The organism is Methanobrevibacter sp., from assembly GCF_045126245.1.
Taxonomy (GTDB): Archaea; Methanobacteriota; Methanobacteria; order Methanobacteriales; family Methanobacteriaceae; genus Methanocatella.
On the sequence record NZ_JBGVOG010000111.1, the window covers coordinates 16,673 to 38,202 of the forward strand.

General features: G+C 36.2%; 21 protein-coding genes. 5 read left to right on the top strand and 16 right to left on the bottom strand.

Annotated features, from left to right (window positions below; translation table 11 throughout):
* Nucleotides 1-7: 7 nt before the first annotated feature.
* The 5 genes from ACJMLZ_RS08275 to ACJMLZ_RS08295 all read right to left on the bottom strand — a co-directional run bounded on the left by ACJMLZ_RS08275 (nt 8) and on the right by ACJMLZ_RS08295 (nt 4,973).
* Complete coding sequence (locus ACJMLZ_RS08275; protein ID WP_405305152.1) at nt 8-1,012, bottom strand: methanogenesis marker 12 protein; 1,005 nt, start codon at nt 1,010-1,012, stop codon at nt 8-10.
* 51 nt (nt 1,013-1,063) lie between these two features.
* Complete coding sequence (gene ilvC / locus ACJMLZ_RS08280; RefSeq protein ID WP_292821019.1) at nt 1,064-2,056, bottom strand: ketol-acid reductoisomerase; 993 nt, start codon at nt 2,054-2,056, stop codon at nt 1,064-1,066.
* A gap of 207 nt (nt 2,057-2,263) precedes the next feature.
* Nucleotides 2,264-2,791, bottom strand: coding sequence for a carbonic anhydrase (locus ACJMLZ_RS08285; protein ID WP_292750219.1), 528 nt, complete (start codon nt 2,789-2,791; stop codon nt 2,264-2,266).
* 1 nt (nt 2,792) lies between these two features.
* A complete protein-coding gene (gene ilvN / locus ACJMLZ_RS08290; protein ID WP_405305153.1) occupies nt 2,793-3,278 on the bottom strand; it encodes an acetolactate synthase small subunit in 486 nt (161 codons plus the stop codon).
* Nucleotides 3,279-4,973: an acetolactate synthase large subunit gene (locus ACJMLZ_RS08295; RefSeq protein WP_405305154.1), complete on the bottom strand. Its 1,695-nt coding sequence runs from the start codon at nt 4,971-4,973 to the stop codon at nt 3,279-3,281.
* 107 nt (nt 4,974-5,080) lie between these two features.
* On the opposite strand from ACJMLZ_RS08295, the gene ACJMLZ_RS08300 reads away from it, so the two are divergent.
* A complete protein-coding gene (locus tag ACJMLZ_RS08300; protein WP_292821011.1) occupies nt 5,081-5,416 on the top strand; it encodes a DUF2085 domain-containing protein in 336 nt (111 codons plus the stop codon).
* Between the two features lie 16 nt (nt 5,417-5,432).
* Here ACJMLZ_RS08300 and argF read toward each other — a convergent pair whose 3' ends face one another.
* Genes argF through purD form a run of 3 tightly spaced genes read right to left on the bottom strand, consistent with a single transcriptional unit; the run spans nt 5,433 to nt 8,568 of the window.
* Nucleotides 5,433-6,344, bottom strand: a complete 912-nt coding sequence (gene argF / locus ACJMLZ_RS08305) for an ornithine carbamoyltransferase (protein ID WP_405305155.1) — start codon at nt 6,342-6,344, stop codon at nt 5,433-5,435.
* A gap of 49 nt (nt 6,345-6,393) precedes the next feature.
* Nucleotides 6,394-7,236, bottom strand: coding sequence for a TMEM175 family protein (locus tag ACJMLZ_RS08310; RefSeq protein ID WP_405305156.1), 843 nt, complete (start codon nt 7,234-7,236; stop codon nt 6,394-6,396).
* Nucleotides 7,237-7,257: 21 nt separating this feature from the next.
* Nucleotides 7,258-8,568 carry a phosphoribosylamine--glycine ligase gene (purD, locus tag ACJMLZ_RS08315; RefSeq protein WP_405305157.1) on the bottom strand — a complete coding sequence of 437 codons (1,311 nt, stop codon included), beginning with the start codon at nt 8,566-8,568 and terminating at the stop codon, nt 7,258-7,260.
* A gap of 112 nt (nt 8,569-8,680) precedes the next feature.
* Between purD and ACJMLZ_RS08320 the strand changes: the two genes are divergently transcribed.
* The 3 genes from ACJMLZ_RS08320 to ACJMLZ_RS08330 are packed head-to-tail and all read left to right on the top strand — an operon-like array spanning nt 8,681 to nt 10,984.
* Entirely contained in the window at nt 8,681-10,048 is a 1,368-nt protein-coding gene (locus ACJMLZ_RS08320; protein ID WP_405305158.1) for an MATE family efflux transporter, read from the top strand.
* Nucleotides 10,041-10,454, top strand: a complete 414-nt coding sequence (locus ACJMLZ_RS08325) for a MarR family winged helix-turn-helix transcriptional regulator (protein ID WP_405305159.1) — start codon at nt 10,041-10,043, stop codon at nt 10,452-10,454. The genes ACJMLZ_RS08320 and ACJMLZ_RS08325 overlap by 8 nt, the downstream gene beginning before the upstream one ends.
* Nucleotides 10,451-10,984 carry a nitroreductase gene (locus ACJMLZ_RS08330; RefSeq protein ID WP_405305160.1) on the top strand — a complete coding sequence of 178 codons (534 nt, stop codon included), beginning with the start codon at nt 10,451-10,453 and terminating at the stop codon, nt 10,982-10,984. The genes ACJMLZ_RS08325 and ACJMLZ_RS08330 overlap by 4 nt, the downstream gene beginning before the upstream one ends.
* Nucleotides 10,985-11,019: 35 nt before the next feature.
* Here the strand turns inward: ACJMLZ_RS08330 and argS are convergent, their stop codons facing one another.
* The 4 genes from argS to ACJMLZ_RS08350 are packed head-to-tail and all read right to left on the bottom strand — an operon-like array spanning nt 11,020 to nt 15,078.
* The gene (gene argS / locus ACJMLZ_RS08335) at nt 11,020-12,720 is read right to left on the bottom strand and encodes an arginine--tRNA ligase (RefSeq protein WP_405305161.1); all 1,701 of its coding nucleotides are present in this window, start codon (nt 12,718-12,720) and stop codon (nt 11,020-11,022) included.
* Nucleotides 12,721-12,735: 15 nt separating this feature from the next.
* Nucleotides 12,736-13,158: a signal peptidase I gene (locus ACJMLZ_RS08340; RefSeq protein WP_405305162.1), complete on the bottom strand. Its 423-nt coding sequence runs from the start codon at nt 13,156-13,158 to the stop codon at nt 12,736-12,738.
* 10 nt (nt 13,159-13,168) lie between these two features.
* Complete coding sequence (gene hemL / locus ACJMLZ_RS08345; protein WP_405305163.1) at nt 13,169-14,440, bottom strand: glutamate-1-semialdehyde 2,1-aminomutase; 1,272 nt, start codon at nt 14,438-14,440, stop codon at nt 13,169-13,171.
* Nucleotides 14,441-14,448: 8 nt separating this feature from the next.
* Nucleotides 14,449-15,078 carry a cobalt-precorrin-8 methylmutase gene (locus ACJMLZ_RS08350; RefSeq protein ID WP_405305164.1) on the bottom strand — a complete coding sequence of 210 codons (630 nt, stop codon included), beginning with the start codon at nt 15,076-15,078 and terminating at the stop codon, nt 14,449-14,451.
* 118 nt (nt 15,079-15,196) lie between these two features.
* Here ACJMLZ_RS08350 and ACJMLZ_RS08355 point away from each other — a divergent pair, with 118 nt between their 5' ends.
* Nucleotides 15,197-16,888: an ATP-grasp domain-containing protein gene (locus ACJMLZ_RS08355; RefSeq protein ID WP_405305165.1), complete on the top strand. Its 1,692-nt coding sequence runs from the start codon at nt 15,197-15,199 to the stop codon at nt 16,886-16,888.
* 9 nt (nt 16,889-16,897) lie between these two features.
* Here the strand turns inward: ACJMLZ_RS08355 and ACJMLZ_RS08360 are convergent, their stop codons facing one another.
* From ACJMLZ_RS08360 to hisD, 4 genes are all read right to left on the bottom strand, one after another.
* Nucleotides 16,898-18,100 (bottom strand): NAD(P)/FAD-dependent oxidoreductase, encoded by a 1,203-nt coding sequence (locus tag ACJMLZ_RS08360; protein ID WP_405305166.1) that lies wholly within the window; start codon nt 18,098-18,100, stop codon nt 16,898-16,900.
* A 24-nt stretch (nt 18,101-18,124) separates the two neighbouring features.
* Nucleotides 18,125-19,444: an aspartate--tRNA(Asn) ligase gene (aspS, locus tag ACJMLZ_RS08365; protein ID WP_405305167.1), complete on the bottom strand. Its 1,320-nt coding sequence runs from the start codon at nt 19,442-19,444 to the stop codon at nt 18,125-18,127.
* Between the two features lie 131 nt (nt 19,445-19,575).
* Complete coding sequence (locus tag ACJMLZ_RS08370; protein ID WP_405305168.1) at nt 19,576-20,121, bottom strand: acyltransferase; 546 nt, start codon at nt 20,119-20,121, stop codon at nt 19,576-19,578.
* A gap of 1 nt (nt 20,122) precedes the next feature.
* Complete coding sequence (hisD, locus tag ACJMLZ_RS08375) at nt 20,123-21,400, bottom strand: histidinol dehydrogenase (RefSeq protein WP_405305169.1); 1,278 nt, start codon at nt 21,398-21,400, stop codon at nt 20,123-20,125.
* Nucleotides 21,401-21,530: the final 130 nt, after the last annotated feature.

Here is a 21,530-nt window from a genome sequence, read left to right on the forward strand (position 1 = left end):
AGAAGCATTACAGTTCAGCTTCAATTCCCAAAATATTATCTTCACCGTTATAGACGGCCTTGGCTATTTGAGCGGCACCGATTGCACCGGACTCTTTAGAAATTACTTTCAATTCATATTTATTCTTGAAATATTTATTGATTTCATCTTCAAAGTTAAACGGTTCTGTTGCACTTCCAATTGAACCTGTTAATACTATTCCTTCAATATCATTTTCACAAACTACATCCAGTCCAGCTATTTCCATTGCCACGGTCATGATTAAAGTATCAATAGCCAATTTCGCTTTTTCATCACCATTTTCATAGTTTTTTAAAAGTTGATCTTTCATATTGGCCACTTTGCCGTCGATTCCTGCTATTTTAATTGCGCCCGCATGTGAAAAACATTCATTTGCAGTTTTTCTGCCTTCATCAATGTCACGTATCATCTCCAAATCGATTGGCCCATGCACTACGCCCATAGCACCAATGCAGGCATCCATGGCTCCTTTAATTTTAGAATCTTCAATCAATATGTCAACACTGTTAGAGGATATATCCGCAACAATGAAATTTTGCCAGCCGGTTTCCTTAAGTGCATTATATGAAATGCTTACCTTCTCAGGACTGGCCTGATGAGAATAAGCTGCATTAAACAGCTCGTTTAATGAAGTAGAATTCTTGTGAAGACCCGGTATCATGATAGTTGGAATATCAGAATTTTCCAACTCTGAGAATACGGAAGTTCCTCCTCCGGTAACCTTACCGGCACCTTCAATTGATAAAATTCCCCTATCTTCAACCTTATCAATCGGTAAAATCTTATTAATGCCGTCGCCCATTGCATAAGTAATAGCCATCAGCTTAACAGAGCTTAAATCAACACGTTTAGATAATTCCTCAATGGCTGATACCTTACCGCTTTTAGAATCTTCCCTATCAATCTTAAAGATATCAATTATTTCCCCGTCATGAGACATCAAACAAAATGAGATTCCAGTTGTTCCATGGTCCATTCCAATAAATACCATGATTACCACACTATAAAATTAAATAAAAAAAAGTAAAAAGGATAAAAAGACTTAATCGTCTTTTTGTAATCCACAAGCTTTTCTTAATCTTTCACCAACAATTTCAATTTCTTTTTGACCTTCGGCAGCTCTCATTTCTTTTAAGTTAGCTCCGTCAGTAGCGTTTTCATCAGCCCATTGTTTTTTGAAAGTTCCATCTTGGATTTCTTTTAAAACTGCTTTCATGCCGTCTTTAGCTTCTTGAGTAATAATTCTATTACCTCTGGTTAAACCACCATATTCAGCAGTGTTACTTACGTCAGTCCACATTCCGGCAAAACCTTTTTCGTAGATTAAATCGACGATGAGTTTTACTTCGTGACAGGTTTCAAAGTAAGCGATTTCAGGTTGGTATCCAGCTTCAACTAAAGTAGTGAAACCTGCATTGATTAATTCAGTGATACCTCCGCATAAAACTGTTTGTTCTCCAAATAAGTCAGTTTCAGTTTCTTCTTGGAAAGTAGTTTCTAAAACGCCAGCTTTGGTTAAACCGCAAGCTTTTGCCATGCCCAATGCAAGTTGTAATGCATCACCGGTTGCATCTTGCTCGACTGCTACTAAACCCGGAATACCGAATCCTTCTTCATAAGTTCTTCTTACCATGGATCCAGGTCCTTTTGGTGCAAACATTACAATGTTTACATCTTCATCAGGTTTGATTAAACCAAAGTGGATGTTGTAACCGTGAGAGAATGAAATGGTGTTTCCGGATTCAACATACTCTGAAATTTGTGTGTTGTAGACTTTTTCCTGAATTTCATCAGGAAGCAAAATGTGAATGATATCAGCTTCTTTTGCTGCATCTTCAATAGTTTTTACAGTCATTCCATCTTCTTTTGCTAGATTCCATGAGCTACCATTTTCTCTTAATCCAACAATTACGTTAGCTCCACTGTCAGCCATATTTCTAGATTGTGCTCTACCTTGTGAACCGTAACCGATTACGGCAATGGTTTTACCTTCAAGAGCATCTGTATTTACATCGTCGTCGTAATACATTTTCATGATAATCACTCGTAAAAATTAAGATATAATAAAATATCACATAAAGATTTGAATTTCACCATTTATAAAAGTAACCTAATTTCAATATATAATTTTAATTTAACAATATTATAGCTTCTTCATCTGATTTCAATATCATCAAACAAATTTTTTAAAAGCAGTCGATGAAAAATAAAATAATAAAATAAAAAAAATAGAAATAGATGATTAGTAACCATCTACTAAAACTTTTAGCTCACCAGTTACAATGTCGATTATAAGACCATGTACCGGTACATCCGGAATTAACGGATGATTTTTGATTTTTTCTACAACGTTTTTAACGTTTTCTTCCTCATCTTCAAATCCGCCAATCCACTCAGCCAAGTCATATTTGGCAATGTCTTCTTCGGCAATGCCTCTTGCAATCATTTTTTCTTTTAATGCTTCAGCATCAGCTCCTGCCATACCGCATTCAGTGTGACCTACAACCAATACTTCTTCACAGCCTAAATTGTAAAGGGCTGCTCCAATTGACCTGATTGCATCCTCTCCAACAATAGAGTTTCCGGCATTTCTAACTATTTTTGCATCGCCCCTTTCAAGTCCTAATGCAGGCTCAAAAAAGTCGATTAATCTGCAGTCCATGCAAGTTAGGATAGCTAACTTCTTTTGAGCATGGTGAGACATTTCTTCGCCTTCAAAGTTTTCAACAAATTTCTTATTATCTTCCAAAACATTTTCTAATATAGTCATTTTATACTCCCCTTGCCATGGCCGTAAGGCCAGTACGTGAAATCTTTTTGATTCCGTAACCTTTTAATAAAGATATAAATGCATCAATCTTTTCTTTATCCCCAGTTAACTCAATTATTAACGTTTCTTCAGTAACATCAACAATTTTTGCTCTGAAAATATTGGAATATTGCATTATTTCTGCTCTTGCTTTTTCATTAGGGATATTAACTTTAACAAGACATAATTCCCTTTTAACAGCATTTTTAGTAATATCTTTAATCTTGATAACATCAACTAACTTATTTAATTGTTTTGTGACTTGTTCCAAACCCTTTTTATCGGCATGAACTGAAATTACCATACGGGATAATCCTTCAACTTCAGATTCCCCTACGGTAATACTGTCAATATTGAAGCCTCTCCTATTGAATAAGCCAGCTACTTTTTGTAAAACGCCCGGTTTGTCTTCAACTAATGTGGAAATAACATGATATTCAAATGTCACTTAAATCACATCCTTTTCGAGTTTGTATTCGCCAATCATCTCATTAATTCCTGCTCCAGGCGGAAGCATCGGCAGAGCTTCCTCTGAATCAATAACAATATCTAATAAAATTGATTCGTTATCTTTAATTGCTGAAGTTAAAGCCTCCTTAGTTTCACCAGGCTTTGTAATTCTCTCAGCATTTATCTTGAAACTTTCAGCCAATTTAACAAAGTCAGGACTGTCCTTAAACTCGGTTTGTGAGTGTCTATTATTATATAATAATGTTTGCCATTGATATACCATTCCTAAAGTCCTATTTTCCAATACAACAGCAATGACCGGCAAATCATAATCATGAACAGTAGCCAATTCCTGACAGACCATCAAAAATCCGCCATCCCCATTAATGGAAACAACAGGATCATCCGGACATGCTACTTTAGCACCAATAGCTGATGGGAATCCGAATCCCATAGTTCCAAGTCCACCGGAAGATATGAATTTGCGTGGCTTTTGGGTATCATAGAAATGTGCTGCCCACATTTGATTTTGACCTACATCTGTTGTTAAAATTGATTCCGGTGTTAAAACCTCGGCAATCTCTTTTATAACTGTTTGTGGCTTTAACGGGACATCATTATAAGTGACTCTTGGAAGCAAATCTTTCTTTTTCTCCTTAATCATATTTGCCCAAGATTTAACGTCACCAGATACTTCATAACCTTTTAATGATTTGTTAAGAGATGACAATACATTTTTTGCATCCCCTACAATCGGCAAATCAACATCAACATTTTTACCTATTTCCGCTGGATCTATATCAATATGAATAACTTTAGTATCCTGAACAAAACTGTCCAGTCTTCCAGTTGTCCTATCTGAAAATCTAATTCCGATAGCTATCAACAAATCGGATTCATTAATATAATCATTTGAAACTTTTCTTCCATGCATACCAAGCATTCCTAATGCTAAATCACTGGTTTCATCAATAGCTCCCTTACCTAAAAGTGAAGTCATTACAGGAGCATTAATTGTGTCTGAAAGTTCCTTTAACTCACAGCATGCATTAGATATAATAACGCCAGCACCCGCCAATATCATAGGCTTTTTAGCTTGTTTTATTAAATTATGGGCTTTTTTAATTTGTCTAATATTGCCTTTAGTATTCGGACTATATCCAGGAGTGCTAATTAAAGAATCATCAAATTTTGTCAGTTCACCTTCTTGAACTTCTTTTGGAACATCAATCACGATAGGACCCGGTCTTCCGCTTGCAGCTATTTCAAAAGAAGATTTTACCATTGAAGGTATTAAATCAGGATCTTTTGGTTGGAAACTATGTTTGGTAATTGGCATTGTAATTCCAATAATGTCAGCTTCTTGAAATGCATCATTACCTATTAAATGAGTGGGAACTTGTCCGGTAATAGCAATTATTGGAGAAGAATCCATATATGCAGTAGCAATACCGGTTACAAGATTTGTTGCACCCGGACCTGAAGTTGCCAAACACACACCCACTTTACCTGAAGCCCTTGCATATCCATCCGCTGCATGAGCTGCGCATTGTTCGTGTCTAACTAATATATGTTCCATGTCTGAATCATATAACATGTCGTAAAATGGTATGGTCTGTCCACCAGGATAACCAAATATTGTTTTAACCCCCATATTTTTAAGGGATTCAATTATCGCTTCTCCGCCTCTCATTGTAAAAACCTTTTTATTTATTATACCACTAAATTTGTATGAAAAAATATATATAATTATCTTAAAAAAAATTAATGTTAATAGCTAATGTTTAAACGTGAGGAAAAATGAATTATTTAAATTTAATTTGTCATAGAAAACCTGAAAGAAGCTTTTTCATTAAAGGACATCAATTTCCAGTCTGTGCAAGGTGTACTGGATTTTATACAGGTTTATTGATTTTTCTATTGTATACTTTTTTTTCTACAATAGAATATACATCCACCCTATTAATCCTTTCAATAATTCTTTTAATACCTGTTTCCATTGATGGATTTACACAATTTTTTGGTTTAAGGCAAAGCAATAATACATTACGCTTTATAACAGGTTTTATTGGTGGAATTGGCTTAATAATCTTTTTAAAAATAGTAATTAAGTGGTGCTTAACATTAATTTTTTAAAAGAAATGATTAAAGATTAATCATCTTTTAAATAATAATACAATACAGCCTTTTGAGCATGCATTCTGTTTTCGGCTTCATCAAATATTACAGATTGCGGTCCGTCAATGACATCTGAAGTTACTTCCTGACCTCTAATTGCAGGCAGGCAATGCATAAAAATAGCTCCATCATTAGCTATACCCATTAAATCAGAATTTACTTGATAAGGAGCTAAATCAATTTTTCTTTGTTTTGCTTCAGCTTCATCTCCCATACTTACCCAGACGTCAGTATATACCACATCAACATTATCCAATGCAACATTAATATCATCACTAACAGTTATTTCAGTGTTGTTTTCATTGGCATATTCTTGAGCAGTTTTTAAAATTTCTTCATTTGGTTCATAACCTTTCGGACATGCAACGGACATATTCATGCCTAAAAGAGGAGCAATCAATAAAAGAGAATTGCAAACATTGTTTCCGTCACCAGCAAAGCAGATCTTTTTACCTTCCCAATTGCCTAAATGTTCCTTGATTGTTAACATATCTGCAAGCGCCTGGCAAGGGTGTTCTAAATTGGTCAATCCACTTATAACCGGGACATCTGAGTATTTAGCTAGTTCAATCACATCGTCATGTTCAATGGCGCGAATCATTATTCCGTCAACGAAACGGCTTAAAACTTTCGCAGTATCAGAAATAGGTTCGCCTCTTCCCATCTGTAAATCATTGGAAGACAAGAAAATTGCTCTTCCACCTAACTGATACATTCCAACATCAAAAGAAACTCTGGTTCTTGTAGAAGACTTTTGAAAAATCATCGCTAATGTTTTACCTTCAAGAGGTTTATCTTCTACATCCCCTGCTTTAATTTTACTAGCCAAATCAAGAATATATTTTACATCCTCTTTAATATCACAAACAGATAATAAACTGTCCATTTTAATTCCCCTTCCTATTATAAAAAAGAATATATGTAAAAGATATATATTAAATGTTTCTATACTGCACTATATCCCTGATTGTTGTTATAACCGGTACGAGTAAGAATAAATAAATGAAATTGCCCGAAACATTAAAGTCTAAGAGATTTACAATAACGGTGAATCCCATAATAATGATAAATGTATTAATTACATACCTCTTTTCCTTTTTAGACGGTTTTTTTTCAAGGAAGTTTTTACTATCCGCATAATGGTAGACTAGCAAAAAGGTTAGTATTGTCAATAGAATATTCAACCCAAACAAATTTTCAGCCAAAAAGAAATGGGAGTAATGTCCGATTAGGGAAGTAGTAAACGGAATGAATGAAATACAAATTAAGAAAAATATATTCAACCATAAATACGGCATATTCAAAGTTTTAATTTTTATGAATTCATGGTGATATATCCAGAAAGAACTAATTAAAACAAAACTGACAATTGTCACTCCAATTGTAGGGACTAACGTTGAAATAAAGGATATGAAATCAGCGTAAGTGGCTATCTGCAATTCCGGAAGGGCAATACCGAAAACCAATAATGTCATTACCATTCCAAAAATACCATCCGTTAATCCCGTTAATCTGCCGGGATCAATATCCAAATCTCTTTGCAAACCTTCTAAAAAACGTTCATAAAAGGTTAACTTTCTATTTAATTTTTTTAGCTCTTTTCTTTCTTTTCCAGTGTCTTTAAACTCATTGGTTTTATGCAACTCATCAGATAACTGATTAATTTTTTTGATATATTCATCATCGGAAGAATGCTCTTTTAAAACTTCCAATTTATTATGAATATCCTCTCTTAACTCTTCCACTTCTTCCGGACCGTATTTTTTAATTGAAATCACCTGAAAAGAAAAAATAGAAATTTAATTTAAAATTTCTTTCATATGTTCCACACGTTTGTTAACAAGCTCAGTTGTACCTACATCCCTTCTGTGGTAAACATTACCTTTAACAAACTCACATGCCTTTTCAGCTATTTTTTCAGCTTCTTCTATGGATTCGCCACTGGCTACAATACCCAATGCCCTAGAACCGGACAAGTGAATTCCATCATCTTCCTTAGATACGGCAGCATAGAATACTTTGGCACCCATATCTTCAATGGCTTTCTCATCGACTTCAATCAGTTCACCGGCATGTTCTGTTTCAGGATATCCATCAGGTACAATGTATTTGCATACACTGGCCTTGTCTTCAAATTCTGCCTTATCCAATGTTCCGTCAACAATAGCTTGACAGATATCAGCCAGCGGAGTTTTTAAAAGCGGCAACACATTCATTGCTTCAGGATCACCGAATCTTGCATTGTATTCAATGAGTCTTGGTCCGTCTGCAGTCAACATGAATTGACCATATAAGATTCCTTTGTATGGCTCGGCCTCCTCAGCAATAGCTTTTAAAGTAGCTTGCATAATTTCTACGGCCTTATCATAATCATCCTGAGTCAAGAACGGTAATAATCCCCCAACATCAGAATATGATCCCATACCACCAGTAATTGCACCGACATCCCCTTCAAATGCATGAGGATGGTCCTGTGCTGCAGGCATTGGAGCCAAGTGCTCTCCATCACAGAATGCCTGGATAGTGAATTCCTCACCAATCAATCTTTCTTCGATGATTACTTGAGCAAAACCTCCCATTACATTATCGATGACTTCACAGGAGTATTCTTTTGCTTCCTCATTATCCTTCAAATGGTCACCTACAATTTTAACCCCTTTACCGCCAGTCAAACCTACCGGCTTAACAACAACATCACGGTCGAACTCATCCAGGAATTTGGAAACGTCTTCAGAGTTATCAAAAACTTTATAGACAAGTGACCCTTCGATTTCATAGTCTTCAAATAGCTTTCTCATAAATGATTTGTCAGTTTCAATTCTAGCAGCGCTTTGAGTCGGTCCGACACATTTGATTCCGTTCTTTTGAAGCTCATCAACAATTCCTTTTCCAAGTGGAGCTTCAGGACCAATAAATGCAATGTCTATATCATTTTCAACAGCATATTCGGCTACTTTTTCAACTTCCCCTTCATCACCTTGCTTGAACTCAGCAATTTTACTCATTCCAGGGTTTATTTTACTCATATAACAATATAATTCCACATCATCTTTAAGTGCATCAGCAATAGCATGTTCACGAGCACCAGTACCAACAACTAAAACTTTCATGATTGAGTCTCCTATTAGTTAAAACTATATTCTTAAAAATATTTAACATTAACTTTAAATACTAACACTTGCATATACAAGAGTACAGTTGCATATGCAAGAGATGTAAATTATGGAAAAAAATTCAAATATTGAAATGATTACGGGAGACCCTAAAACTGCTATTAACAAATTAGCACTCCCGATTATAGGAAGCATGTTTTTAATTTTTGCAAATAACATTATAGACAGTATTTGGGTTGCCGGACTTGGGGCAGAACCCTTGGCTGCACTCGGATACATCACACCATTATTCATGATTCTGGTAGGATTCGGGAACGGAATCGGAGCTGGTGGTAATTCACTTATTTCACGTTATATCGGTGCTGAAGATAGAAATTCTGCAAACAATGCAGCAATACACAACCTTATCTTAAGTTTTATTATTTCGATTATAATTTCAGTGATATTTCTTACATTCATGGAACCTATGCTCAATATGATGGGCGCAAGCAGTGTTATAAACTATGCAATGGACTACGGTTTTATCATTTTTGCATGGACATTTGCACTATTGATGCCTCCAATTGTAGGTGGAGCATTTAGATCAGAGGGAGACATAAAAAGAGCAACACTGCCGATAGCATTAGCCGCAATAATCAACATGGTTTTAGACCCAATTTTCATCTACACATTGAATTTAGGAATCAAAGGGGCAGCTTGGGCAACAGTTTTAGGACCTCTGATAAGCTTATTTTTAATGTTTTACTGGATATTTGTCAAAAAGGACACATACCTCTCATACAACTTTAAGGATTTCCACAACGATTTTGGAATGTATAAAGACATTCTGGTAGTCGGTATTCCCGCCAGTTTAGAACAGCTAGTGCTATCAGTTTTAACAATATTTGTAAATTTCATGCTTACTTTAGTATCCGGACCGGTAGCTGTAGCCGTTTATACTGCCGGTTGGAGAATAGTAAACATTGGAATGCTTCCGGCAATTGGTGTTGGAACAGCGGCAATATCCGTTGCAGGAGTGGCATACGGAGCACGCAAATATGAAAACCTTAGGGTTACAGCAAGGTATGCCGTTAAGGTAGCTTTGATAGCTTCCATTATTGTGTGCATAATTCTGAATGTATTTGCCAATCAAATAGCATTTATTTTCTCATATTCAGAAAACAGCGCTCAATTAGAACCATTGATTGCTAGTTTCCTGCAGATAATGTGCCTATTTATATTATATGTTCCATTTGGAGCAAGTGCAGGAAATGTGTTCCAAGGGGTTGGAAAAGGAACAATATCATTTGTTTTAACAGCGTTCAGGGAATTCATTTTAGTCTTAATCTTTGCATACCTTTTAGGTTTCACATTCAATATGGGAGAATTCGGAATATACTGCGGAATGCTTCTGGGTGGTGGAATAGGTTCATTAATATGTTATGCATGTATCGAATGGTATATCAACAGATTGATAAGGAGCAATCAAAATGTTTGATGAAAATATTCCAACTGTCCCATTTATCTCTATACTCTACAGGGAACATGCAAAATTCTTGAATGAAAAAGTTAAGGATGAAGATTTGAGTTTTGGACTTTATCCCTTGCTGATTAAAATATACAAAAATGAAGGAATAATTCAAGAGCAATTAGCTCAAAGTTTTCATTTAAACGAAAGTACAATAACAAGAAACCTTAAAAAGCTTGAAGATAAAGGATTTATTGAAAGAATTCAGGAAAAAAGAACAAAAAGGATTGAAATTACTGATAAAGGGAAAAAAACTGCACAAAAAGTAATGGACTATGATGAGATATGGGATGAGAAAATAAAAGAAATAATTGGCCCAAAAGAGTACGATAATTTCAGAAATACACTTAGAAAAATTTCAGAGGAGATAATATGAACCAGACAATACACGATTTAAAAACAAGAAGAAGCATTAGAAAATTCAAAGATGAACAGATTTCAGATGATGATTTAAAGACAATTCTAGAAGCGGGAACCTATGCGCCGACAGGAAGAGGAGTGCAATCCCCCAAGATTGTTGTAATTCAGGATGAAGAAAAAATCAAGGAATTGTCTGCCTGGAACAGAAGCTTTTTCCCAGTGCCTGTTCCTGAAGATATGGATCCATTCTATGGCGCCAAAACCTTATTGATTGTTTTAGCTGACAGTGAAATTCCGACTTGGGTGGAAGACGGAGCAAGCGTGCTTGCTGTATTAGTTAATGCAGCCCATGCAGTCGGCGTTGGTTCATGTTGGATTCACCGAGCAAGAGATGAATTTGAATCTCCTAAAGGAAAAGAACTTTTAAAAGAATGGGGAATTCCTGAAAGATATGAAGGTATCGGTCATGTCGTTTTAGGCTATCCCGATATGGACGCACCGGAACCATTGCCTAGAAAAGATGATTACATCCACTATGTGGATTAAAAAAAGAAATAAAAAGATGAGTTAAAATTACTCATCTACATTTTTTCAGGTGCGGTTACACCTAAAATATCTAACGCATTTTTAATGGTTATTTTAGCTCTATCCACTAAAATAAGTCTTGTATCTTCAACATCAGAACCTATAACCTGTTCTGATTTGTAGAACTTATTAAATGAGCTGGCTAAATCCTGTGAGTATTGTGTAATATTGTGAACTCTCTTTTTATTGGCACAATCTTCAACAACCTGCGGGAATTTAGCAATCTGCCTTACCAAATCCTGTTCAGCTTCATCAGGAACCCAGTCATCACTGACAGTTAATGAACCAATATCCTTGCCTGATTTGGCAAGTAACTTACATGCTCTTGCATGAGCGTATTGGATTGAAGCGCAACCTCTCTCAAAGCTTAATGCCTCATCCCATTTAAATGTCAAGTGTTTTTCAGGAGATAACTTTGCAATAAAGAACCTGATAGCGCCTATACCAATTTCTTCAGCCATTGGAGCAATTTCCTCTTCAGATAAATCTGGGTTTCTTGATTTTATTTCATCATGTGCCCTCAATACTGCTTCATCAATCAATTCATCGACAGATACGAATTTTCCTCTTCTTGTAGACATTGATCCTTCCGGAAGAGTGATGAATTCATAAAATATTACTTCAGGAGCTTTTTGCCTGAGTATTTCTTCAAAAATAATTTTAATCTGTTTGGCTGCCAATTTATGGTCTGAACCTAAAATATCAAGTACAGTATCGCCTAAAGTAGCTTTGTACTTATGATAAGCCAAATCTCTTGTTGAGTATAGTGAAGTGCCATTTGATCTTCTTAAAACAAACTCCTTTTCAATATTGAAGTCTGTCAGGTCAATGTATAAGACTTCGTCTTCACGGGTGAATCCTTCCCTCTGGATGAAGTAAACTAAATCGTCGACATCGCCATTTCTTACAAACTGACCTTCCCAAACAAAGTCATCATGTTCGATGTTCATCCTTAAAAGAGATTCGCGCATTCCAGAAATACATTTTGAAACGACATCTTCAAAGACTTTGTTTAATTCCTCGTCAGAACCTTCCTCATATTTCTGAATCAATTCGTCAACTTTTGCATTTAAAGCCTCATCCTCTTCAACAGCCTTATTCGCATCAAAGTACAATTTTCCAATTTTATGGTCAATCTTATCTCCTTCATAATCATCGATATTCAAACCGCATTCAATTATGCCGCACACGATAATAGCTATTTGTCTTCCCATATCATTTACATAATATTGGGTAACTACATCTCTACCAGCTAATTTCAACAATCTTGAAAGGGAATCTCCAAAAATGGAGTTTCTAATGTGTCCTATGTGAAGCGGCCCGTTAGGATTTGCGGAAGTATGTTCCAAAACAATCTTTTCTCCGTATTGTGGAAGCTGACCGTAATTATCATCCACCTTATCTAAAAGCAATTTTGAAAATTTAGAATAATCAATGAAGAAATTAACATAAGGTCCAAAATTTTGAACTTTAGAAAAAATCTCCGGAACCTCTATCTTTTCAACTAAATCCGCTGCAACTTCCGGAGGGGAAGTCCTTAATTTTTTAGTTAGGGAAAACGCAATGGTACTTGCCAAGTCTCCCAAATCTGGATTTGGCGGAAACTCTAACTTAAAGTCCCTGTCTATCTCTACATCATATTGGTCTAACGCCTTGTTAATGGCTTCTATCGCCTGTTTTTCAATTTCAAAATACATTAACTCACCTTATTACTATAAACCCCTTAACCAAAGGGAAAGATAACCGACTTTTGGAATTACAACTAAATTATCACCAAATGTTACAACTTTTGATTGGATTTGGTCTCGTGTAACAAAGTATGGATCTGAAGCATTATTATTGTCTCCCTTAATTTCATACACTACAGTTCCGTTAATTTGTGCAATATTTATCACTCTATGAATTACTGGCTGATTAAACCATTTTGCATCATAAACAACAACATCGCCTTTCTGGATATCGTTTACATCAAATTCATGAATTCCGAGGAAATCGGCTTTTTCAACTAAAACAATGTCTCCTCTGTAAAATGCAGGTTCCATACTTCCTGAAACAACCACATTCAAATGTTGCGCAGCAATTAAAACAATCACCAAAATAACTGCATATGCCGCAATCTCTTTCCAATCTGTCACAAAAACACCTTTATTTATTTTTCTTAAAAGCAACCTCTAAAGCGATTTCAATAGCTTCAACAGTATTTTGAATATCTTCCATAGTATGTGCTTTTGAAATAAAATTACATTCAAACTGACTCGGAGGTATGAAAACCCCTTCTTTCAATAATGCTCTAAAGTATCTTAAAAACCTGTCGGAATCGCTTGCCTTAGCATCGCTGTAATCATGAACTTCAGCAGGATTGAAATATATCTGAAACATTGATGCAAGCCCTACAGGTTGTATGTTATATTGTTCCTCATCAATGATGGATGCTATATTGCTTCTTAAAAAATCACCTTTATTTTCCAAATCTTTATAAAAAGCATCGTCGAGTTGAGTTAAGGTTGAAATTCCTGCTTGAACTGATATCGGATTTCCGGAAAAAGTACCCGCCTGATAAACAGGACCATTAGGTGCAATTAACTCCATTATTTCTCTTTTTCCGCAGAAAGCACCCATTGGAAGACCTCCGCCAACAATTTTACCAAGTGTTGTTAAATCAGGAGTCACACCGTAATATTCCTGTGCGCCACCGCGGGAAGCTCTGAAACCTGTGATGACCTCATCGAAAATTAGAACAATTCCATTTTCCTCGGTGATTTTTCTTACAAATTCCAAAAAGCCAGGTTTAGGTTCAATGCATCCAACATTGCCCATAACAACTTCCATTATGAGACAGGCAATATTTTCTCCTTCCTTTTCAATTAACTCTGTTAATGCTTCTTCATCATTAAATGGGACAGACAAAGTATTTTTAGTGGTATCAACTGGAATTCCCGCAGAATCTGGCAAACATGCTGCTCCAGAACCGCCTTTAACCAATACATAGTCATGGGCACCATGATAAGCCCCTTCAAATTTAATAATTTTATCCCTACCGGTGAATCCACGAGCTACACGTATAGCGCTCATGGTAGCTTCAGTTCCACTATTTGCAAATCTTACCATTTCAGCAGAAGGAATCCTATCAACAACTTCTTTAGCAAGTTTGATTTCATTTTCGGTTGGAGCTCCATAAGCGCTTCCAATAGCTAGCTGAGAAGACACTTCCCTTACAACTTTAGGATCTGCATGACCTAAAATCAAAGGTCCGTATGCAAGACAATAATCAATGTATGAATTCTTATCTACATCAACTATTTTACATCCTCCTGCTCTTTCAACAAAAAATGGATAAGGTTTAAAAGCACGTACAGGAGAGTTTACTCCACCTGGAAAGTATTTTTTAGATTCATTGAACAATTCTTCTGAATACATTTCATCACCTATAAATGTTGTATTAATGAATTTACACAAGCTACAGCTATAGGAGTTCCTCCTTTAGGACCCTCCACAACGATGTTTGGAATATTTGAATTTCTTAAAGCCTCTTTTGAATCGGCAGCCCCAACAAAACCAACAGGGACACCCACAATAGCCTTAAGATTCATTTCACCTTTTTCGTATAAATCCATAGCTTCAAAAACAGCGGTCGGAGCATTACCACTAACGACTATTCCTTCAAAATCGTTTTGAGCGGCATAACGCATAGCGGCAGCAGCTCTTGTAATTTGATGCTCTTTAGCTATTTTTATTACTTCTTCATTTTTGATATAACACTCAACTTCTCCATCGTATCTGGTAATACCATATTTAACCATATTAATGTCTGTTAAAATAGTTTCCTTATTTCTAAGAGAAGCCATAGCCACATCTACAAAGTCTGAACTCATATGTACAAGTTTTGCATACTCAGGATCGGCAGTTGAATGAACAATCCTTTCTACAATATCCCTTTCAGCAGGATTTAAATCTTTGACATCATCACCAATAAGGCCACGAATAATTTCTCTACTTTTATTAGCAATATCCAAACCTTGTTTAGTTGATGCGCCCATGAACATTTTGTCTGTCATAATATAATTATATGTTAAAAAATGTTTTAAATATTTTATTAAAAATCAGATTATTTGGCATTTCCGAGAAAAAAAATTTTAATAAAAAAACATATAATATTATCTGGAAGGCGATTTTATGAGAAATATTGTTATAGTAGACCCAGCATCAACCGGATATAACTATGTACAGGATGTAATAAGCAGAGGTTTTAATCCTATTGTACTCCAATCAACAATTGATGAATCAACTGAGGAAGGAAAGGAATTTAAAAAAATGGTGGAAGATGACATCGAATCGATTGAACACGATTTTGAATGGATTCACGAAGAGGACACATATGAAAAAACTCTTGAAATCATTAAAGGCTACGAACCTCTTTTAGTTATTCCAGGCGCAGAACAGGGTGTTGTTCTTGCAACAAAATTGGCGAATGATTTAGATGTATTGTGCAATCCTATAGAAAACCTTGATGCAATGACACTTAAGCATGAAATGCACAATAGACTAGCCAAGCATAATCTCAGACATATCAGGGGTCAGGTTATAACATCCGTGGAAGAAGCTGTGAAATTCTATGATGAAGAAAATCTCAATGAAGTTGTCGTGAAGCCCGTCTACAGTGCAGGTTCAACAGGCGTGCGCATATGTTTAAATAAGGATGAAATGATTAAGTCAATAAAAGAATTGTCAACAAAAACCAATCTGTATGGAAACAGACTTTCAAAACTATTAGTCCAAGAGCGCATTAACGGTGAGGAATATTTTGTAAATACCGTGTCATGTGACGGAAATCATCGCGTGACTTTGATTTGGAAATATAGAAAAGTGAAAACGGCAGAGGGCGGAATGATTTACGACACCATTGAAACCGTGAATGAGTTAAACCTCGGGGAAGCTGAAATGGTGGAATATGCATACAAGGTGGCTGATGCAATAGGAATAAGATACGGTCCTGTGCACGGGGAATACATGATAGATGATGACGGACCTGTATTAATAGAGGTCAACTGCCGTCCGAGCGGATGCCATATGGATGCTGATTACCTTGACAGAATTTCAGGCCAACACGAAACAGACAGTGTCCTAGACTCATATTTAAAACCTGAACGCTTCCATGAAGAGAAGAAAAAACGATATAGGCTATACGCACATGGGGCTCTTAAATTATTAATAACTCCAAAGGATTTGCTGGCCGATTCCGCACCGTTGAGAAACATAAGCATCAAATTAAAAAGCCATTATAAAACAGCTTTAGATGATACATTCGATACAAAGGAATTCATCAAAACTGAAGATCTGGAGTCCAGCTCCGGAATCATTTATCTGGTAAATGAAGATTATTTTGAATTAACCAAAGACATTGAATTTTTACGTAAAGTTGAAAAAATGGCATTTGATTTGGTTTTAAGTGAAAAAAGTATAGATAAAATAGAAATAGATGAAACTGAATGCATAAGCAAAACAAAATCATTAATGTCTAAAATTGAAAACTACGGAACTACACTTCTTGTAACAGATCAGAAACTAGATGATGCTCATGTACAAGTCAATTTAGACGAACTTGATGGCATTCAAGGAAAATACGATTGTATTGTAGTCAATTTAAACAAGAGCCTTGTTGAAATAAAAGAGGAAGAGATTGCAAGAATCTTTTTAGAAATCTTCACTAAAGTCAAGGTTGGAGGATTAATATTCGTTCCTGAATCCACCTATCAAAACATTAAAAGTAAAAGAAGAGGAATGGAAGCACTGCTTAAAACACTGAACCTAAGATTAGAATTGCCTCCACAAGGTGTGGACGGCATAATAATTGCGTCAAAAACATGAAAATATAATTTAATCTTTGCTTGCAGACAGGCCTGCCAGATATCCTGTTGAAAAAGCAATCTTTAAATTATAACCGCCGGTCGGCCCGTGGAGGTTTAATATCTCTCCAGCGAAATACAGGTTTGGAATTAAAGTGGATTCCATTGTTTTGGGGTTGACATTTTTCAAATCCACACCGCCGACTGTCACTTTAGACAGTTCCTTATTGAAACCTGTTATTTCAAGATTAAAGCTTTTCAAATTTTCAATCAATCTGTTTTTACTTTTCTTATCTATTCTTGAAAGCTGAGTTTCACCATCCAAAGCAATTTCATCCAAGAAGAACTCGATGAACCTATTTGTCAAAAAAAGCTTCAAGTAATTTTTAATCATGGTTTTGCCCTTATTTTGAAAATCGGTTGTTAACTTCTCTTTCAGCTCTTCCCTATTAAAATCAGGGCATAAGTCAATAGCTATCCTTTCGCTCAGATTGACATTTTCATCATCAAGGACGTTGTAGCTTACAGACTTTGAAATTTCATTGCTGAGGTTTATGATTCCGGGACCTGTCAGACCAACATGGGAAATCAGGACATTTCCTTTTGTTTTAATCTTATTATAACTTATAACCACATCATATAATGTTACACCGGCAATATCGGACAGGTCTTTTTTGGTGATTAACGGGACCAAGCCGTATTTAATGTCGGTTATCGGCTGGGAAGTTAAAAAATAGTTATCCGGGCTGCATCCGGTCTGCGGGTAAGTTATGCCGCCTGTAGCCATTATGACTTTACTTGCCTTAATCTCATCATTAATTACAAAATTTTCTACAATAGATTTTACTTGACAATTATAACGTATAGTTACATCACCAAGATTATCCCTTAAAACGTTTATGACATCTGAGGATCTTTCCGTTTCGGGAAAAATCCTATTGTCATCCTCTTCAATGAAATTCAGGCCATTATCTTCAAATAGCGACAGTAATTTTTCATTTGTTAATGTGTAAAAAGAGTGCTTTAAAAAGTTTTTTTCATCAAAAGAATTCAATAGCTTTTTTATTGGTTTGTTGTTGGTTATATTGCATCTTCCGCCGCCGGTAAGCAATAGCTTATTTCCCAACGAGGAGTTTTTCTCAAGCAATATGACTTTAGAAGTCTTGCCGGCAGCTATTGCAGCCATCATCCCAGCAGGACCTCCGCCAATAACAGCTATATCATATTCTTTCATATTATCTTAAAAAAAGAAAAGAAATTAAGGGGTTAATCTGTGTCTGTCCCTTGGGAAGAGTACACATTCACGGATGTTTTCAGCGCCGGTAAGTACCATAGTCAACCTATCGGCACCAAGACCCCAACCTGCGTGAGGAGGCATACCATATTCAAATGCCTTAAGATAGCTTCCAAATCCAGCAGGGTTTAATCCTCTTTCTTCGATTTGTTTTACCAAAAGGTCATATTGGTGTACACGGGTAGCACCTGAAGATAACTCTAAATTGTTATACATCAAATCAAATGCATGAGAGTATTGCTCTTCACCATCAACAGGCATTACATAGAAAGGTTTGATAGCTGACGGCCATCTGGTTAAGAAATAGAATCCTCCCATGGTGTCGCCTAATGCCTTTTCAGCTTCACGGGACAAGTCTTCTCCCCATTCCATTTCAACATCTTTGGAGTTTACAATGTCTACCGCTTCATCATAGGTTACGACCGGGAAATCTCCGGCTGGAACTTCCAATTCATGACCTAATATTTCCAATTCGTTAGAGCAGTTATCATTTATGTCTTTTAAAACTTGAATAAGCATGTCATTTAGGATTTTCATCACGTCTTCATCGTCTGCAAATGAAACTTCAGCATCGATGGAAACCGCTTCGTTTAAGTGTCTTAAGGTATCGTGTTCTTCTGCTCTGAAGATTTGACCAATTTCAAATACCTTATCCATTCCAGCACCCATCATCATTTGCTTGTACAGTTGAGGGGATTGTCCTAAAAATGCCTCTTTTTCAAAGTAAGTGATTGGGAATAATTCTGTTCCTCCTTCAGTAGCTGATGCTACGAGTTTAGGAGTGTTGATTTCATAAAATCCATTATCATAGAAAAAGTCTCTGATAGTATGGAACATTTGTCCTTTGATTTTGAAAATTGCAGAAACGTTTTCTTTTCTGATGTCCAAGAATCTTGAATCTAATCTGGTGTCGATTCCTGCCTTAACCTTTTCTGTTGGATCCATCGGTAAAGGCTGGTTAGCCAAGTTTAATACTTTAACTTCTTTAGGTAAGATTTCAACACCGTTAGGAGCTTTTGGAGCTTCCTGCGCTAAACCTTTAATTGCTACAACAGATTCCTTTCTAAATTCTCTTAATTGTTCTAATATTTCATCGCCTACTTTTTTACTTGGAGCTGTGATTTGAACTCTGCCTGTTACATCACGGATGATAACGAACATTATTCCACCGAAATCACGGATTTCGTGAACCCATCCCATGATGGTAACATCACTGCCTGCTATTTCAGGAGTGCATTGATTAGCATAATTAGTTCTTCTCCAATCATTTAATAAACCTTGCAAATTATTCACCTCGGTTATAAAAATAAAAATAATAATGATAAATTTTCATTATACTTTTAGTTTAGTTTTAATCTTTAATAAATATATGTTAAAAATAGAAATTCTCACAAAAAATATAAAAAAAGATAAATTTAATCTTCAAATTTATCCTTATCCAAGGTTTTCACAACCTTTGCAGGAACACCAACTGCAACCTCATAGTCACCGACATCCTTAGTTACAATGGCTCCTGCGCCAACTATTGCATATTTGCCGATAGTAACGCCTGGAAGGATTGAAGCGCCAGCTCCAATCCATGCTCCCTTTTTAATATGAATTGGTTTACAGGTTAAAACCTGCCTGTCATATTCATCATGATTATTGGAAAGCAGCTGGACATTGGCGGCAAGCATTACATCATCCTCGATTGTGATTCCGCCACGGGCCATCAAGAGAGAATTTGAATTGATGAAAACGTTGCTGCCAATTTTGATTCTATCAAAGGCCGCCCCTGCAATAGGTGCCATGACCCGACTGTTTTCACCTAAGTTATCACCAAATAACTCTTTTAATAAAGCGTTATATCCTTCTGTATTTGGCATTGTATGATTAAGCTTGAAAACTATCTCAGCCATCTTCACAGCATCAGTCATTTCCTCTTCAGTAATTTCTCTCATATCCACCCGCTCAAAATCCATGCTAATCATCCCTTAATCTTGTTTTGAAAGAATTTGAATGTGCAAAGAATCCTTCATATTCGGCAATTGGAACTGAAGTTTTTGAAAGCTCTTTTAGTCCTTCTTTAGTAATTTTTTGTACAGTTGGCTTTTTAATGAATGCTTCAGTAGACAATCCTGAATACATCTTTGCTCCACCGCCTGTAGGCAAAACATGGTTTGTTCCAGACCCGTAATCGCCTGCAGCAACCGGTGAGTATGCACCTAAAAATATTGAACCGGCATTGTTGATATGTGATAATGTTTCGTCATCATCCTTAGTGGATATGATTAAATGCTCCGGAGCATATTCATTAGTGACATGAATCGCCTCTTCTAAAGTGTCAGTGATAATGATTTTTCCACTTTTTGATAATGATTCCTCGATAATCTCTCGCCTTGGAGCCTCTTGTGTTAATTTAGCTACAAATTCATTGGTTTTAATGGCCAGATCTTTTGAATCTGTTACCAAAAAGCATGACGCATTAGGGTCATGTTCCGCCTGAGCTAAAATGTCTGTTGCTAAAAATTCAGGATTTGCAGTTTCATCGGCCAAAATTAAAACTTCAGAAGGACCTGCCGGAAACTCAATGTCTACTTGACCATAGACCAATTTCTTTGCAGCTGTAACGAAAATGTTTCCAGGACCCACAATTTTTTCTACTCGAGGTATTGATTCTGTACCGTATGCAAGTCCTGCAATTGCCTGTGCTCCGCCGACTTTATAGATTTCATCGGCTCCTGCAATATCGGCCGCTACCAAGATAGCATCCAAAATCTTGCCGTCCTTTTGAGGAGGTGTTACGCATACCACTTTCTTTACACCCGCAATTTTAGCCGGAATTACAGTCATTAGAATTGATGAAGGATAAGCCGCTCTTCCACCAGGAATATAACAGCCGGCAGAATTGATAGGCCTTACAATCTGACCTGCAACAATTCCAGGGTTTACTTCTATTTCCCATTCTGATGGAATTTGCATCTTATGGAATTTCTCAATGTTTGATGCGGCCTGTTTTAAAGCAACAAGCAAGGAATCATCCAATGTCTCATAAGCCTCATCAATTTCATCTTTGGATACTTTCAAATTTTCTATTGTAACTTGATCAAATTTTTCTGTATATTCACGAATGGCCTTATCCTTGTTGTTTTTAACATTATCTAAAATATCAGATACTATGTCCAGTACCTTGTTTACATCCTCTTCTGATCTCTTAATGGTCTGGGCCAGGTCAATTTCGGAATAATTTAACATTTCCATTTTAACTACCTCATAATGGCTCCGGTATCGGCAGAGTGAACCAACTTTTGATATATGGCCAGCCAGCCATCCACATCACTTTCAGGGTGCTTTACGTCTTTTAATCTTTGTGCTATTTCTTCATCGCTTA